Below are 14,079 nucleotides of genomic sequence, written 5' to 3' on the forward strand. Positions count from 1 at the left end.
TCAGCCCGCCTTGGCCAGCAGGGCGCGGCCGGCGCGGCTGGCGTTGGGGCGGCCGATGGCGTCCGAAATCCAGCCGCCGATGGCGGACAGGGCATCCAGGTCCACACCGGTGGACAGGCCCTGCCCTTCCAGCATGTAGACCACGTCCTCCGTCGCCACGTTGCCGGTGGCGCCCTTGGCGTAAGGGCAGCCGCCGAGACCGGCGACGGAGCTGTCGATGACCCGGATGCCCTCGTCCAGGCAGGCCAGCAGGTTGGCCAGGGCCTGGCCGTAGGTGTCGTGGAAATGCGCGGCCAGCCGCGACACCGGAACCTCTTCGGCCACGCGGCGGATCAGGGCGGCCGCCTTGGCCGGCGTGCCCACGCCGATGGTGTCGCCCAGGGAGATTTCGGCGCAGCCCAGCTCCACCAGGCGGGCTGACACCTCCGCCACCTTGGCGGGGTCGATCGCGCCCTCATAGGGGCACCCCAGCACGCAGGAGACATAGCCGCGCACGGCGACGCCGTTGTCCCGCGCCAGGCGGGTCACGGGGGCGAACCGGTCCAGGCTCTCGGCGATGGAACAGTTGATGTTGCGCTGGGAAAAGGCCTCCGACGCGGCGGCGAAGACGGCGATTTCCGTCACGCCCGCCGCCAGGGCCTGGGTGAGGCCCCGTTCATTGGGCACCAGCACGGGGTAGCCGACGCCCGGCCGCCGCTGGATGCGGGCCAGCACGTCAGCGGTATCGGCCATCTGCGGCACCCATTTGGGCGAGACGAAGGCCCCCGCCTCCACCACCGGGAGGCCGGTGGCCGACAGGCGGTCGATCAGGGCCACCTTGGTGTCGGTGGGCACCAGCGCCGCCTCGTTCTGCAGGCCGTCGCGGGGGCCGACTTCGACGATGCGAATGGCAGGACCACTCATGCCTCATCCCCCTTCACGATGATCAGTTCGGCACCGTCCGGCACCTGGTCGCCCACGGTATAGCGCACGGTTTCCACCGTGCCGGGCCCTTGCGCCTTGATGGTGTGCTCCATCTTCATGGCCTCCAGCACCACCAGGCCCTGGCCCTTCTCCACCCGGTCCCCGGCCGCCACCAGCACGGCAATGACCTTGCCCGGCATGGGCGCCACCAGGCGTCCGCCGCCGCCGGCATCGACCGCGCCCACGTCCAGCGGATCGACCAGGGTCAAGCGGTGATGCTGGCCGGGACGGAACAGGTCCAGCTCCCGCCCCCGGCGCGACCACCCGGCCGTCAGGCGACGCCCGCCGACCTCGGCCACCAGGCGGCCGCCCCCATGAGCGTTATCGGGCTCGAAGCGGGCATTACCTGTCAGTTCCTGGCCACTGGGCAGGGTGATGTCGAAGCCGCCATCGCGCCGGCGGCAGGCCCGCACCTCCTGCGGCTCGCCATTCTCGCGCCCATCGGTGAAGGTCAGGATTTCCGGCACGGCGTCGTTCAGGCGCCAACTGTCCGCTGTGGCCCAGGGGCTCCACGGATCGTTGGTCCGGGCCGCCGCGGCCACCGTCTCCGCCTTGCGCTCCAGCAGCACACCCAAGGCGGCCAGCGCCAGCACATCATCGTCCGGACCAGCCGGCTGGGGCAGCAGGTCGGCCTGGTACCGCTCGATGAAACGGGTATCCAGGTCGGCCTCCAGGAAGGCCGCATGGCCGGCGATGGACGCCAGGAAGGGGATATTGGCGGCCAGGCCGCCCACTTCCGTACCCGCCAGGGCCTGGCGCAGGCGGCGCACGGCGGCGGGGCGGTCCACGTCCCAGACGATCAGCTTGGCGATCATGGGATCATAGTGGATGGAAATGGCGTCGCCCTGGCGCACGCCCGTGTCCACACGGATGTGCGGACCGGCCTCGGGGAAGCGCAGGTGCGACAGGGTGCCGGTCTGCGGCAGGAAGCCCTTATCCGGATCCTCAGCGTAGAGGCGCACCTCGATGGCGTGGCCGTTCATCGCCAGCTGGTCCTGGCTCAGCGGCAGGGTACCGCCGGCCGCCACCCGCAGCTGCCACTCCACCAGATCCTGGCCGGTGATGTACTCCGTCACCGGATGTTCCACCTGCAGGCGGGTGTTCATCTCCATGAAATAGAAACGGCCGTCGCCGCCCGTCTCTACCGGATCCAGCAGGAATTCCACTGTGCCGGCGCCGACATAGCCGATGGCCTTGGCCGCCGCCACGGCCGCCGCCCCCATCTCCTGCCGCAGGTCCAGCGGCAGGTTGGGCGCGGGCGCCTCCTCCACCACCTTCTGGTGGCGGCGCTGGATGGAGCAGTCACGCTCGAACAGGTAGACGCAGTTGCCGTGGCTGTCGGCGAAGACCTGGATTTCGACGTGGCGCGGCCGGCCCAGGTACTTCTCGATCAGCACCCGGTCATTGCCGAAGGCGGCCTGTGCCTCGCGCTTGGCGGAGGCCAGCTGTTCATGGAAGTCCTCGGCCGAGGTGGCGACCTTCATGCCCTTGCCGCCGCCGCCGGCCGAGGCCTTGATCAGCACGGGGAAGCCGATGCGGGCCGCCTCCGCCGCCAGCACGCCGCTGTTCTGCTCCTCCCCATGATAGCCGGGCACCAAGGGGACGCCGGCGGTTTCCATCAGGGCCTTGGCCTCGGACTTGCCGCCCATGGCGCGGATGGCGCTGGCCGGCGGGCCGACGAAGACCAGGCCGGCGGCGGCGCAGGCCTCGGCGAAGCCGGCATTCTCCGACAGGAAGCCATAGCCGGGGTGGATGGCCTGGGCGCCGGTGCGGGCGGCCGCGTCCAGGATGGCATCCATGCGCAGGTAGCTGTCGCGGGCCGGGGCGGCGCCGATGCGCACCGCCTCATCCGCCATGGCCACATGCAGCGCACCCGCGTCGGCGTCGGAATAGACGGCGACGGTGCGGATGCCCAGGCGGCGGGCCGTGCGGATGATGCGGCAGGCGATTTCACCGCGGTTGGCGATCAGCAGCGTATCGATCATCACTTGTCCCCTGCAGGCTGGACCCAGGCGGCCTTGCGCTTTTCCAGGAAGGCGGAAACACCCTCCCGCCCCTCGTCACTGGCCCGGATGCGGGCGATGCGTTCCGCCGTGTCGCTGATCAGCGCGTCGGTCACCGGCTGGTTGGCGCAGTCGAAGACCAGGGCCTTGGCGGCCATCTGGGCGTGCGGCCCGCCCTCGGCCAGCCGCTTGACCAGCGTGGCCACGGCCTCGTTCAGCTGCTCGGCCGGTACCACCTGGTGCACCAGGCCCGCCGCCTGGGCCTCCGCCGCGCTGAAGCGTTCCGCCGTCAGGAAATAGCGGCGGCAGGCGCGCTCCCCCATGGCGGCCACGACATAGGGGCCGATGGTGGCCGGGATCAGGCCCAGCTTGACCTCCGACAGGCAGAAGGTGGCGCCCTCGGCCGCGACGGCGATGTCGCAGCAGGCCACCAGGCCCACGCCGCCGCCGAAGGCCGCCCCGTGCACTACGGCAATGGTGGGCTTAGGCACCCGGTTCAGGGTGCGCAGCATGGTGGCCAGGCCCAGCGCGTCGGCGTGGTTCTGGTCGCGGGTATAGCCCGCCATGCGCCGCATCCAGTCCAGGTCGGCCCCGGCGGAGAAGCTGGGGCCGTTGCCCTTCAGCAGGATGACGCGCACGTCTGGGTCGGCGCCCAGCTGGTCGAACAGCTGGGTCAATTCAGCGATCACCCCCTCGTTGAAGGCGTTGTGCAAGGCCGGCCGGTCCAGGGTGACGGTGGCGACGCCGGCTTGATCCACTGTGGCAAGAACATCGGTCATGGTCTTGATCTCACATCCGGAAGACGCCGTAGGTGGTGGGCTCCCCACTATTGGCGTCAGGGGCCGCGTTGAGGGCGGCGGAGAGGGAGAGCGCCAGCACCATGCGCGTCTCGGCCGGATCGATGATGCCGTCGTCCCACAGGCGGGCGCTGGCGTAATAGGGATGGCCCTGGTGTTCGTACTGGGCGCGGATGGGGGCCTTGAACGCCTCCTCCTCCTCGGCACTCCAGGTCTTGCCCTGGGCCTCCAGGCCATCGCGCTTCACGGTGGCCAGCACGCCGGCCGCCTGCTCCCCGCCCATGACGCTGATGCGGGCGTTGGGCCACATGTAGAGGAAGCGCGGGGAATAGCCCCGGCCGCACATGCCGTAATTGCCGGCGCCGAAGCTGCCGCCGATGATGACGGTGAACTTGGGCACCTTGGCACAGGCGACCGCCGTCACCAGCTTGGCACCGTCCTTGGCGATACCGGCATTCTCATACTTCTGCCCGACCATGAAGCCGGTGATGTTCTGCAGGAAAATCAGCGGGATGCCGCGCTGGTTGCACAGCTCGATGAAGTGCGCGCCCTTCAGCGCGCTTTCCGAGAACAGGATGCCGTTGTTGGCGATGATGCCGACGGGATAGCCCCATAGGTGGGCGAAGCCGCAGACCAGCGTGGTGCCGTACAGCTGCTTGAACTCATCGAATTCCGACCCATCGACCAGGCGGGCGATGATCTCGCGCACGTCGAAGGGCTTGCGGCTGTCGGTGGGAATGATGCCGTAGATTTCCTCGGCGGCGTACTTGGGCGCCACCGGTTCGCGGAGCGCCAGGGCCGGCGCCTTCACCCGGTTCAAATTACCGACGATGCGCCGGGCGATGGCCAGGGCATGGGCGTCGTTCTGGGCCAAGTGGTCGGTGACGCCGCTGGTGCGGCTGTGCACGTCGGCACCGCCCAGATCCTCGGCACTCACCACCTCACCGGTGGCGGCCTTCACCAGGGGCGGACCGCCGAGGAAGATGGTGCCCTGGTTGCGGACGATGATGGACTCGTCCGCCATGGCGGGGACATAGGCGCCACCGGCGGTGCAACTGCCCATGACCACGGCGATCTGGGGGATGCCGGCGGCCGACATGGTGGCCTGGTTGTAAAAGATGCGGCCGAAATGGTCGCGATCGGGGAACACCTCGTCCTGGTTGGGCAGGTTGGCGCCGCCGCTGTCCACCAGATAGACGCAGGGCAGGTTGTTCTCCCGCGCGATCTCCTGCGCCCGCAGGTGCTTCTTCACCGTCAGGGGGTAGTAGGTGCCGCCCTTGACCGTGGCGTCGTTAGCCACAACCACGCATTCAGTGCCGGAGACGCGGCCGATGCCGGTGAGGATGCCGGCGGCCGGCACCACATCGTCATAGACGCCGTGGGCGGCCAGTTGCGAGAACTCCAGCCAGGGGCTGCCCGGGTCCAGCAGGTGGCGCACCCGGTCGCGGGGCAGCAGCTTGCCACGCGACAGGTGCTTGGCCCGTGCCTTCTCGCCCCCGCCCTGCTTGATGCCGGTGACGGTGGTATGCAGGTCGTCGACCAGGGCGCGCATGGCCGCGACATTGTCGGCGAAGGCGGCGGCGCGGGTGTCGATCTGGGAAATCAGCTGGGGCATGACGCGGGTGTTCCCCCCTTGTTGTCTCAGGCAGATGAGGTCGGCGGGCCGATGCGCCGGTCAGGTGGCGCTTTCGCGGAACAGTTCCCGGCCGATCAGCATGCGGCGGATCTCCGAGGTGCCGGCGCCGATCTCATACAGCTTGGCATCGCGCAGCAGGCGGCCGGTGGCGAATTCGTTGATGTAGCCGTTGCCGCCCAGGATCTGGATGGCGTCCAGCGCGCATTTGGTGGCGCTTTCGGCCGCCAGCAGAATGGCCCCGGCGGCGTCCTTGCGGGTGATCTTCTTGGCGTCGGCCGCGCGGCCCACGGCATAGACATAGGCGCGGGCGGAGTTCAGGGCCACGTACATGTCCGCGACCTTGCCCTGGATGAACTGGAACTCACCGATGGGCTGGCCGAACTGCTCCCGGTCATGGACGTAGGGCACGACCACGTCCAGGCAGGCCTGCATGATGCCCAGCGGACCGGCGGCCAGCACCGCGCGCTCATAGTCCAGGCCGCTCATCAGCACGCGGACGCCGCCGCCCACCTGGCCCAGGATGTTCTCCTCCGGCACCTCGCAGTCCTCAAACACCAGCTCGCCGGTGTGGCTGCCGCGCATGCCCAGCTTGTCCAGCTTCTGCGCGCAGGAGAAGCCCTTGAAGCCCTTCTCGATCAGGAAGGCGGTGATGCCCTTGGGGCCCGCCGATGGGTCGGTCTTGGCGTAGACCACCAGGGTGTCGGCGTCCGGGCCGTTGGTGATCCACATCTTGGTGCCGTTGAGGACGTAGCGGTCGCCCCGGCGCTCCGCCTTCAGCTTCATGGACACCACGTCGGAACCGGCACCGGGCTCGCTCATGGCCAGGGCGCCGACATGCTCGCCCGAGATCAGCTTGGGTAGGTAGCGGGCCTTCTGTTCCGCCCGGCCGTTCAGGCGGATCTGGTTGACGCACAGGTTGGAATGGGCGCCGTAGCTGAGGCCGACGGAGGCGGAGGCGCGGCTGATCTCTTCCATCGCCACCATGTGCTCGATATAGCCCATGGCCGCCCCGCCGTACTCCTCCTCCGCCGTCACGCCCAGCACGCCCAGGTCGCCCAGCTTGCGCCACAGGTCCATGGGGAACTGGTCCGTGCGGTCGATCTCCGCCGCGCGCGGGGCGATCTCCGCCGCCGAGAAGGACGCCACGGCGTCGCGCAGCATGTCGGCGGTTTCGCCGAGGCCAAAATCCATGGTGGGGAACGCGGCGGAGATCGACATGGCGGGCTTGTCCTCCCTCAGGGAATGTGAGATTGCTTATTTACAAACGGTCATACGTTTCTTTCGAGCGGGCCGCAAGGGTGATTTAGGGACCAAATGGGGCGTGATCTTGACGGCCGCCAGCGGCGGGCCGAAAAGTCGCGGGCGCCGGCGGCCCTAAGCCCCGGAAACATCAGGAATTGGATTTCTCGGCATGGTGCGGACGGTGGGCTCACGCGGGCCCAAGACGATGGAGGCGATACGCGCGGCGGGCCTGCGCCTGATCCGGCAGCACGGCTATGAGGCCATCACGCTACGCCAGCTTGGGCAGGAAGTCGGCATCCAGCCCGGCTCGATGTACAACTACATCCAGTCGAAACAGGAACTGCTGTTCACCCTCATCCGCGACCACATGGTGGCCCTGTCGGCCGAGGTGGCGACGGCGCTGGAGGGGGCGGCCGATCCCCTGGACCGGCTGCGGCGCTTCATCCGTTTCCACGTCTCCTACCACATCCGCCGCACGGACGAGGTGTTCATCGGCGGGTCCGAATTGCGCAGCCTGGAGGGCGAAAACCGTACCGCCATCCTGGCCATGCGCCGCGATTATGAGCGCCTGCTGGTCGTCATCCTGGAGGACGGCATGGCCGCCGGCCAGTTCAAGCGCACCGACCCACCCGTCACCGCCTATGCCATCCTGGCCATGCTGACCGGCGTGTGCACCTGGTACAACCCCGCCGGCCGCATGGGCGAGGAAGACCTGATCCGCCTGCACCAGGACATGATCTTGGGCGGGGTGCTGGCGTCAGGGGCTCAACCGTGATCAAACTCATTCTTTGATTGAAAATTTACACAACTTAATTACCTTGCATTGCGCATTCCTAAGCCGATGGTTGGGAGCTAGTCTATGCCCGACAATGTTGAGAACGGGGACCAGGGCACCTATAAGCCATGGTACCGTGAAGCATCCACAATCATCTCAATTGTTGCCTTTGTCTTCTCCCTTGGAACATCCCTGGTTTCCTATATTCACACACGACAACAGGACATAAGCGAAAGAAGAGTTGAGTTAAGAGGCCTCATACAGAGACTAGATAAAATTCCATTAGATAATATTGAGTATGGAAAAAAATACTCTGGCGACCCCGCAATCATTGGAATGATTAATGGAACGCTAAATCAGGAAAACTCTATGCTAGCTCGGCAAGCGGCAGACATTGCAGAAGAAATACCAAAAAGCATTACGGCAACAGAATACATGGGAATCGGAAGCGCGTTAGCGAATTCAAATATCTATGACAGAGCCCTAAAAATGTACCAAATTGGCGTAACAATATCAAATAATGCTGACGACGAAGTGTCATTACGGAGAGCGCTGGCAAGTTTACTATTTGCCACCGGCAGCGTCGAGAAAGGGAGGCAACAATATAGAATGGCACTCGATGTATTTTCGAAATACGACAATAACAATCTTTATCACATTGAATACACTAACACCCACACAGAAATGAGCTGGGCGTTTTCAGAACTAGCCATTCGTCAATGTAATTACGCAAGCACCCATATCGTTGACTCTCGGCGTCATCTATCGCAAATGGCTGCGGGCCCATTCACCGATCAAATTGCCAGCCAAGTTGCTAGCGCAGAAGATAATATTAGAAAATGTGTGCCATGAGCTTTAATTTCACGCCGATATTGTATTTCTTCAGCTAAAATTTAAGTGTGCCATCAACTGGGACAACCCACCTGCCGCGACACGCCGAACTGGTCCGCCAGCCAGGCGTAGCGGCAGCTGAAGGGACAGGCGACCAACGGTATCAGTATGCCGCCACCCTCACTCAAGGTGGCATATTCCTGGTCCAGCGCGGCTGGTCGGTGAATGTCACGAACAAGGACAGCGACGGCGTGAAGCTGAAGCGTGGGTGATGGGACTGTCGATGCACCGCACCTGCTGCTTGCTTATGCTGAAGCGGGCCTTCTGCACGCTGCCCGGCGCGCTGGAACCTGCAGCGCCAGTTAAAGCGCCGGCGGCGTCGCCGCCAGGAAGCGGGCCACCTCCGCCGGGGTGCCGAGGGGCACCACCGCCGCGAATGGCATGCGGTGCAGGTAGACGGGGAGCCCCGCCCGGATCAAATGGTTGTAGAGGGGGGCAATGTACTTCTCCCCCTTCGCCATGTTGGCCGGGTTGGCGAAGAACTCGGCATAGGATCGGGCGTAGAGGGTGAAGGAGGAAAACCAGTAGAGCCCGACGGTGGCGTCGTCGGAGATGCGCTCCTTCTCCCGCAGTTCCACGATACGGCCGTCTTCGTCGGCGCGGGCGAAGCTCCAGGCCGCCCCCGGTCCGGGGAAGCAGGGAACCCAGCCGTCGCCGCGCACGGCATCGGCCGGCAGGTGGGCGGGATCGACATGGGTGTCGATGTTGTAGACCAGCATGGGTCGGTCGGGGTGGGCCACCGCGTCCCGGGCAGCCAGGGCGCTGGTGGCCTGGCCGTCGGTCAGCGCGTCCAGTTCGACCAAGGACACGTCGCGGATGCCCAGGGCGGCAGCTTGCTCACGAATGAAATCCTCCGCCCCATCCTGGCGCAGGGCCACGAAGATGAAGGGCGACCCAGCCTCGATGAACGAGCGCAAGCTGAGCATGGACCAGGCGAACAGGGTGCGGCCGTGCGCCTCGATCCGGTATTTGGGCACAGTGTAGCCGGCGTCGCGGAAGCGCTGGCCCATGCCCGCCATGGTGATGATGACCGTGGCCGGGGCGGCGGTGGACATGGGGGCGCGGACCTTCCATCAAGCGGATTGGCTTCAAGCGGCGGTCGCCTGCTCGATCTCTTCCAGGATGGAGCGGGCGGTCAGGGCGAAGCCTAAAATCTTCTTCGGCACGTCGATGTGCAAGGGCGCCATGCTGATGAACAGCGAGGCCTCGCACAGCCGCACCAGCAGGGGGTCAAATCCCGCCTGGGCCAGCCGGTCGCGGAACAGCGCTTGCGCCCAGGCGCGTTCCCCGGCGTTGCTGGCCAGGGTCAGGCCCAGGTCGGCGCCCAGCGCCACCTCATACTGCCCGCTGTTGACGAAGTCGTAGCCGCCCAGGATGGAATGGGACAGCTTGGCCAGGTCGTAATAGGGATCGGTGTGCAACTCATCGGCCGACTCCACGCCGCGCGGATCGATGAAGCGCAGCAGCTGCGTCGCCTTGGAATAGAGGATGTTGGAGAAACACAGGTCGCCATGGCCCACCACCAGCCGGTCGGCGGGGAAGCGGTCCCGCAGGCCCTGATAGGCCGCCAGGTAGCGGTCGGCCAGCGCGTCGATGCCGCCTACGGCCCGGGCCAGCAGGGGCGCCAGGTCGCCATAGGCCGGCAGGCTTTTCAGCAGGGCCAACCGCTCCACCACCTTGTCGCGGTAAAGGCGGTCCATGACGGCCCTGCCCTCCGGCCGGGCGACGCGGCGCGCCGGGCGCTGGGTGACGTAGCTGAACACCCGGTCCAGGAACAGGCTGAACTCCGCCGGGGTCATGGTGCCATGAACCCACTGGATGCCCATGTCGGCGATCAGCAGGCGCTCCATGCGATAGCTGGCGGTCTCGCCGTCGTCCTGGAAGTCGAAAGGCTGGACGAAGAAGATGCGCTGCTGCGCCGGCAGCAGTCCGTAATACTCGAACTCCCGCCGCAGCTTGGCGCGGTCGCGCGACCGCTTCACCAAGGTGTAGTCCGGCCCGTCGCTGATGGAATTGAAGTGGCGGGCGTCGAAGTTGTTGGCCAGGAATCCCACGAACTGCGCCGGGTCGCGCAAATCGATCAGGCCCGTGTCGGCCAGGTCGGGTACCGTGAAGTCCTTGCGCCGCCGCGCCACGAATTCGCGCAGGCGCCCCTGGGCCAGGGCGCTCAGGGCCCCTTCGGCCAGGCGCTGTTCCACCAGCACCAGGCCGGTCCACTCCGCGGCGGTACGCACCGGCCAAGCCTGGTTGCCGGTGGCCTGGGCCAAGGTCCTCAGCAACTGCGTCAACTGACCACGCGCACCGGCGGCGGCGAGATTTGCGGGGAACAGCAGGAATTGGGTGGAAGCCGGGGCCGTCCCCGCCCGCTCCGCCGCCTCATCCAGGGCGGCACGGGTGGTGGCCACCACGGGCGGGGGCAGGCCCGCCTCCTGCGTCGCCTCTTGCACGTGGCGAAGCAAGGTGCGGCGGCCGTGGATCAGGCCGCCGAAACTACCCACGCCGGTCATGCTGAGGATGTCGTCGGGAACCCGGCGGCTGTCATCGAACAGTATGGTCAGGCCCATCGCGATTCCTCCTCGATACCGGCACCGCCGGTGTGGACGACGCATGGCCTGACAAGAATGCAGGGATTGTGCCAGCAGCGCCGGCGCGGCGACAAGAGGCCGGGCCTACCCTTCTCGACAGAGGGCGGACGGGCAACGCCCCGCGTGCGGCCACGGTGAAGGCGGCCGGGCGTGGCATATGGCGTGGGCTTGACGTTTTCCACTCGACGGCGGTCCCTGGAGAGGTCGAAGATCGGCGCTGGACGGACGGGACGGCAACAACGTCCCTTTCTCCAGACGGTTTTCATACGGTTTCCATTCCCCATCTTAGAACCGGATCCTGATCCATGCCTGGCACCCCCACCCACACCCCGCCCGTTCCCGACGCCCAGAGCTGCCTCCACGCCGAAGGCCCGCGACTGTCGCCGCTGGTCTGGGGAGCGTGGCGCTCGCGCGAGGGGGAAGAAACCGGCACCCCGGCAAAGCTTGCCCGCTTCCTGGACGGATGCCTGCAGCTGGGCATCAGCAGCTTCGATCATGCAGACATTTACGGCGATTACGGGGCGGAAGCCCTGTTCGGCCAGGCGCTGAAGGAATGGGGCGGCAAGCGCTCCGCCCTGCAGTTGGTCACCAAGTGCGACATCGCCCTACTGTCGCCGCAGCGGCCAGGCCATGTGGTGAAGCATTACAACACCTGCGGCGACCACATCATCGCCTCGGTCGAGCAATCGCTGCGCAACCTGGGCACCGACTATATCGACCTGCTGCTGCTGCACCGGCCCGATCCGCTGATGAACCCGGACAATACGGCCGACGCGCTGGACCGGCTGCTGCGGTCGGGCGTGATCCGCCACATCGGCGTGTCCAACCATAACCCGTCACAGGTGCGGCTGCTGCAATCCCGCCTGGGCCGGCCGCTGGTGACCAACCAGATCGAATTCTCCGTCACCAGCCTGGCGCCCCTGTTCGACGGCACGCTGGACCAGGCGCTGGAACTGCGCATGCGGCCCATGGCCTGGTCACCTCTGGGCGGTGGCGGCCTGTTCACCGGCGCCACGGAGCAGGCGCGCCGCACCCTGGCGGCGCTGGAGGCCGTAGGTGCGGAAATGGGCATCGGCGACCCGGGCACCGTGGCGCTGGCCTGGCTGATGCGCCACCCGTCGCGCCCCGTGCCCGTGCTGGGCACCACGCGGCTGGACCGCGTGCGCACCTACATGCAGGCAGCGCAACTGAAGATGCAGCGCCAGCACTGGTTCCAGATTCTGGAGGCCAGCCAGGGCCATGAAGTTCCCTGAATGAGGGATGGTGCCATTCCGCATGGTGCCACCGGTCGTGGCCGATAGTGTCGGGGGGATGTCCTTCCGCCCGGCACGCGCCCGGCTGATACTGCCCCCACGACGCGGCCGACCGGAGAGGCGGCGCGATGAGGGGGATGGGGAATGACGCGGGCACCGGCAGGCATCGGAATTCTGGGCTATGACGACGTCAACGCCCTGGACGTGACCGGTCCGGCCGAGGTCTTCGCCAATGCCGCCGACCTGGCGGAATGGGGCGAGGCCGAGATGGCGCCGGGGAAACGGCCCTATCGCGTCGTGCCGCTGGGCGTGAAGGCAGGGCCCTTCACCAGCGAGTCCGGCCTGACCTTCACCCCGGCGCACAGCCTGGCGGCCGACGATGTGCCGGACCTGGACACCCTGATCATTGCCGGCGGCAAAGGTTTGCGCGAGCCTGTCACCAATGCCGCCGTGGCGCAGTGGCTGGTCGGAAACGCCCATCGCTTCCGCCGCGTGGCCAGCGTCTGCACCGGCATCTACGGCTTGGCGGCCAGCGGCCTGATGGATGGCCGCCGTGTCACCACCCACTGGCGTCATGCCGCCGACCTGGCCCGGCGCTTCCCGCGCTTGAGCGTCTGCGCCGACGCCCTGTTCCTGAAGGACGGCGATTTCTACACCGCCGCCGGCGTCACCGCCGGCATCGACCTGGCCCTGTCGCTGGTGGAAGAGGACCACGGGCCGGCCCTGGCCCTGGCGACGGCCCGGGAGTTGGTGGTGTTCATGAAGCGCCCGGGCGGCCAGGCGCAATTCTCTGAACCGCTGCGGTTTCAAAGCCGGGCGGCCGACCGCTTCGCCGACCTGTCGGCCTGGATGCTGGGCAACCTGGACCGCGACCTGTCGGTAGAGGAACTGGCGACGCGGGTGAACCTCAGTCCCCGGCAGTTCCGGCGCCGCTTCACCGCCGCCCTGGGCCGTCCACCCGCCGACTATGTCGCTGACCTGCGCCTGGGCGAGGCCTGCCGCCGCCTGGTACAGCCAGGCGTGAGCGTGGACACGCTGGCCGCCGCCATCGGCTTCCGCAGCGCCGACGCCTTCCGCCGGGCCTTCCGCCAGCGCTACGGCGTGTCCCCCAGCCAATATCAGGCGCATTTCTCCCCGGCCGGCAGCAGCTGAGCCGTTTCATTCCACCCTGAACCACCACCGGAGGGCCCCATGGCCTGGTTTTCCTCTGCCCGCCGCCTAGCGGCGGCGATGCCCCTGCTTTGCCTGCTGCTCACCCCGGCGACCGGCTCCACCGCCACGGACCGTCCTGCCCCTTTCGTTCCACAATTCGACAAGGACGACCGACTGACCTTCCCCGCCGACTATCGGGAATGGGTCTATGTCACCACCGGCATCGACATGGCCTATGGCCCGGCCATGCGCATGGGCCATTCCATGTTCGACAACGTCTTCGTGAACCGCGAGGCCTATCTGGCCTTCAAACAGACGGGCACCTGGCCGGAGAAGACAACCTTCGTGCTGGAGGTGCGCGGCGCGGCGGACAAAGGCTCCATCAACAAGTCCGGCCATTTCCAGACGTCGGAGGTCATGGGGCTGGAGGTTCATGTGAAAGATACCGCCCGCTTCCACGACGACGGCTGGGGCTTCTATTCCTTCAACGCGGGCGAGGCGGCTCCCCCACCCGCGGAGCAATTGCCGGTGGAGCAGAGTTGTTACAGCTGCCATCGGGACCATGGGGCGGTGAACACTACTTTCGTGCAATTCTATCCAACCCTGCGCCCCATCGCCGAGGCTAAGAAAACCTTCAGCGCCGCATACCTGGCCGAAAATCCCTAGAGCGGAACGCGATCAGGTGGTGTCACCTGATCGTGTAAATCCGCTCTATTATGAATAGGTTAAGAGCAAGATGCGATCATGGCTGATCGCATCTTGCTCTAGGCGGCGCCTGCTGC

The 14,079-nt window shown here is 66.6% G+C and carries 12 protein-coding genes; 5 read left to right on the plus strand and 7 right to left on the minus strand.

Annotation, left to right across the window (positions count from 1 at the left end; genetic code table 11):
- Genes Y958_RS25435 through Y958_RS25455 form a run of 5 tightly spaced genes read right to left on the minus strand, consistent with a single transcriptional unit; the run spans position 1 to position 6,617 of the window.
- Complete coding sequence (locus tag Y958_RS25435) at positions 1-903, minus strand: hydroxymethylglutaryl-CoA lyase (RefSeq protein WP_088874693.1); 903 nt, start codon at positions 901-903, stop codon at positions 1-3.
- Positions 900-2,948 carry an acetyl/propionyl/methylcrotonyl-CoA carboxylase subunit alpha gene (locus Y958_RS25440; RefSeq protein WP_088874694.1) on the minus strand — a complete coding sequence of 683 codons (2,049 nt, stop codon included), beginning with the start codon at positions 2,946-2,948 and terminating at the stop codon, positions 900-902. The genes Y958_RS25435 and Y958_RS25440 overlap by 4 nt, the downstream gene beginning before the upstream one ends.
- Complete coding sequence (locus Y958_RS25445; RefSeq protein WP_088874695.1) at positions 2,948-3,745, minus strand: enoyl-CoA hydratase/isomerase family protein; 798 nt, start codon at positions 3,743-3,745, stop codon at positions 2,948-2,950. The genes Y958_RS25440 and Y958_RS25445 overlap by 1 nt, the downstream gene beginning before the upstream one ends.
- Before the next feature lie 10 nt (positions 3,746-3,755).
- Complete coding sequence (locus Y958_RS25450) at positions 3,756-5,378, minus strand: carboxyl transferase domain-containing protein (protein ID WP_088874696.1); 1,623 nt, start codon at positions 5,376-5,378, stop codon at positions 3,756-3,758.
- A gap of 60 nt (positions 5,379-5,438) precedes the next feature.
- A complete protein-coding gene (locus Y958_RS25455; RefSeq protein WP_088874697.1) occupies positions 5,439-6,617 on the minus strand; it encodes an isovaleryl-CoA dehydrogenase in 1,179 nt (392 codons plus the stop codon).
- Positions 6,618-6,810: 193 nt separating this feature from the next.
- Here Y958_RS25455 and Y958_RS25460 point away from each other — a divergent pair, with 193 nt between their 5' ends.
- Both Y958_RS25460 and Y958_RS31590 read left to right on the plus strand, forming a co-directional pair.
- The gene (locus Y958_RS25460; RefSeq protein ID WP_088874698.1) at positions 6,811-7,416 is read left to right on the plus strand and encodes a TetR/AcrR family transcriptional regulator; all 606 of its coding nucleotides are present in this window, start codon (positions 6,811-6,813) and stop codon (positions 7,414-7,416) included.
- Positions 7,417-7,500: 84 nt separating this feature from the next.
- Positions 7,501-8,268: a hypothetical protein gene (locus Y958_RS31590; RefSeq protein ID WP_145727616.1), complete on the plus strand. Its 768-nt coding sequence runs from the start codon at positions 7,501-7,503 to the stop codon at positions 8,266-8,268.
- Positions 8,269-8,609: 341 nt separating this feature from the next.
- Here Y958_RS31590 and Y958_RS25465 read toward each other — a convergent pair whose 3' ends face one another.
- Both Y958_RS25465 and Y958_RS25470 read right to left on the minus strand, forming a co-directional pair.
- Positions 8,610-9,362 carry a glycosyltransferase family 2 protein gene (locus Y958_RS25465; protein ID WP_088874699.1) on the minus strand — a complete coding sequence of 251 codons (753 nt, stop codon included), beginning with the start codon at positions 9,360-9,362 and terminating at the stop codon, positions 8,610-8,612.
- Between the two features lie 33 nt (positions 9,363-9,395).
- On the minus strand, positions 9,396-10,871 hold the full coding sequence (locus tag Y958_RS25470; RefSeq protein WP_088874700.1) for a capsular biosynthesis protein: 1,476 nt from the start codon (positions 10,869-10,871) through the stop codon (positions 9,396-9,398).
- A 326-nt stretch (positions 10,872-11,197) separates the two neighbouring features.
- Between Y958_RS25470 and Y958_RS25475 the strand changes: the two genes are divergently transcribed.
- The 3 genes from Y958_RS25475 (at position 11,198) to Y958_RS25485 (ending at position 13,963) form a co-directional block, all read left to right on the plus strand.
- Positions 11,198-12,145 carry an aldo/keto reductase gene (locus Y958_RS25475; RefSeq protein WP_088874701.1) on the plus strand — a complete coding sequence of 316 codons (948 nt, stop codon included), beginning with the start codon at positions 11,198-11,200 and terminating at the stop codon, positions 12,143-12,145.
- Positions 12,146-12,289: 144 nt separating this feature from the next.
- Positions 12,290-13,297, plus strand: a complete 1,008-nt coding sequence (locus tag Y958_RS25480) for a GlxA family transcriptional regulator (protein WP_088874702.1) — start codon at positions 12,290-12,292, stop codon at positions 13,295-13,297.
- A gap of 39 nt (positions 13,298-13,336) precedes the next feature.
- Positions 13,337-13,963, plus strand: a complete 627-nt coding sequence (locus tag Y958_RS25485; RefSeq protein WP_211098715.1) for a cytochrome P460 family protein — start codon at positions 13,337-13,339, stop codon at positions 13,961-13,963.
- Positions 13,964-14,079 lie beyond the last annotated feature (116 nt).

It is taken from the genome of Nitrospirillum viridazoti CBAmc (assembly GCF_000730165.1).
Classification (GTDB): Bacteria; Pseudomonadota; Alphaproteobacteria; order Azospirillales; family Azospirillaceae; genus Nitrospirillum; species Nitrospirillum viridazoti.

Excerpts from the sequence above, each read along its gene's own strand:
- Y958_RS25480 (WP_088874702.1), top strand. The coding sequence starts at position 12,290 with ATGACGCGGGCACCGGCAGGCATCGGAATTCTGGGCTATGACGACGTC.
- Y958_RS25485 (WP_211098715.1), top strand. The coding sequence starts at position 13,337 with ATGGCCTGGTTTTCCTCTGCCCGCCGCCTAGCGGCGGCGATGCCCCTG.
- Y958_RS25470 (WP_088874700.1), bottom strand. The coding sequence starts at position 10,871 with ATGGGCCTGACCATACTGTTCGATGACAGCCGCCGGGTTCCCGACGAC.
- Y958_RS25460 (WP_088874698.1), top strand. The coding sequence starts at position 6,811 with ATGGTGCGGACGGTGGGCTCACGCGGGCCCAAGACGATGGAGGCGATA.
- Y958_RS25445 (WP_088874695.1), bottom strand. The coding sequence starts at position 3,745 with ATGACCGATGTTCTTGCCACAGTGGATCAAGCCGGCGTCGCCACCGTC.
- Y958_RS31590 (WP_145727616.1), top strand. The coding sequence starts at position 7,501 with ATGCCCGACAATGTTGAGAACGGGGACCAGGGCACCTATAAGCCATGG.
- Y958_RS25435 (WP_088874693.1), bottom strand. The coding sequence starts at position 903 with ATGAGTGGTCCTGCCATTCGCATCGTCGAAGTCGGCCCCCGCGACGGC.
- Y958_RS25455 (WP_088874697.1), bottom strand. The coding sequence starts at position 6,617 with ATGTCGATCTCCGCCGCGTTCCCCACCATGGATTTTGGCCTCGGCGAA.
- Y958_RS25465 (WP_088874699.1), bottom strand. The coding sequence starts at position 9,362 with ATGTCCACCGCCGCCCCGGCCACGGTCATCATCACCATGGCGGGCATG.
- Y958_RS25440 (WP_088874694.1), bottom strand. The coding sequence starts at position 2,948 with ATGATCGATACGCTGCTGATCGCCAACCGCGGTGAAATCGCCTGCCGC.
- Y958_RS25450 (WP_088874696.1), bottom strand. The coding sequence starts at position 5,378 with ATGCCCCAGCTGATTTCCCAGATCGACACCCGCGCCGCCGCCTTCGCC.
- Y958_RS25475 (WP_088874701.1), top strand. The coding sequence starts at position 11,198 with ATGCCTGGCACCCCCACCCACACCCCGCCCGTTCCCGACGCCCAGAGC.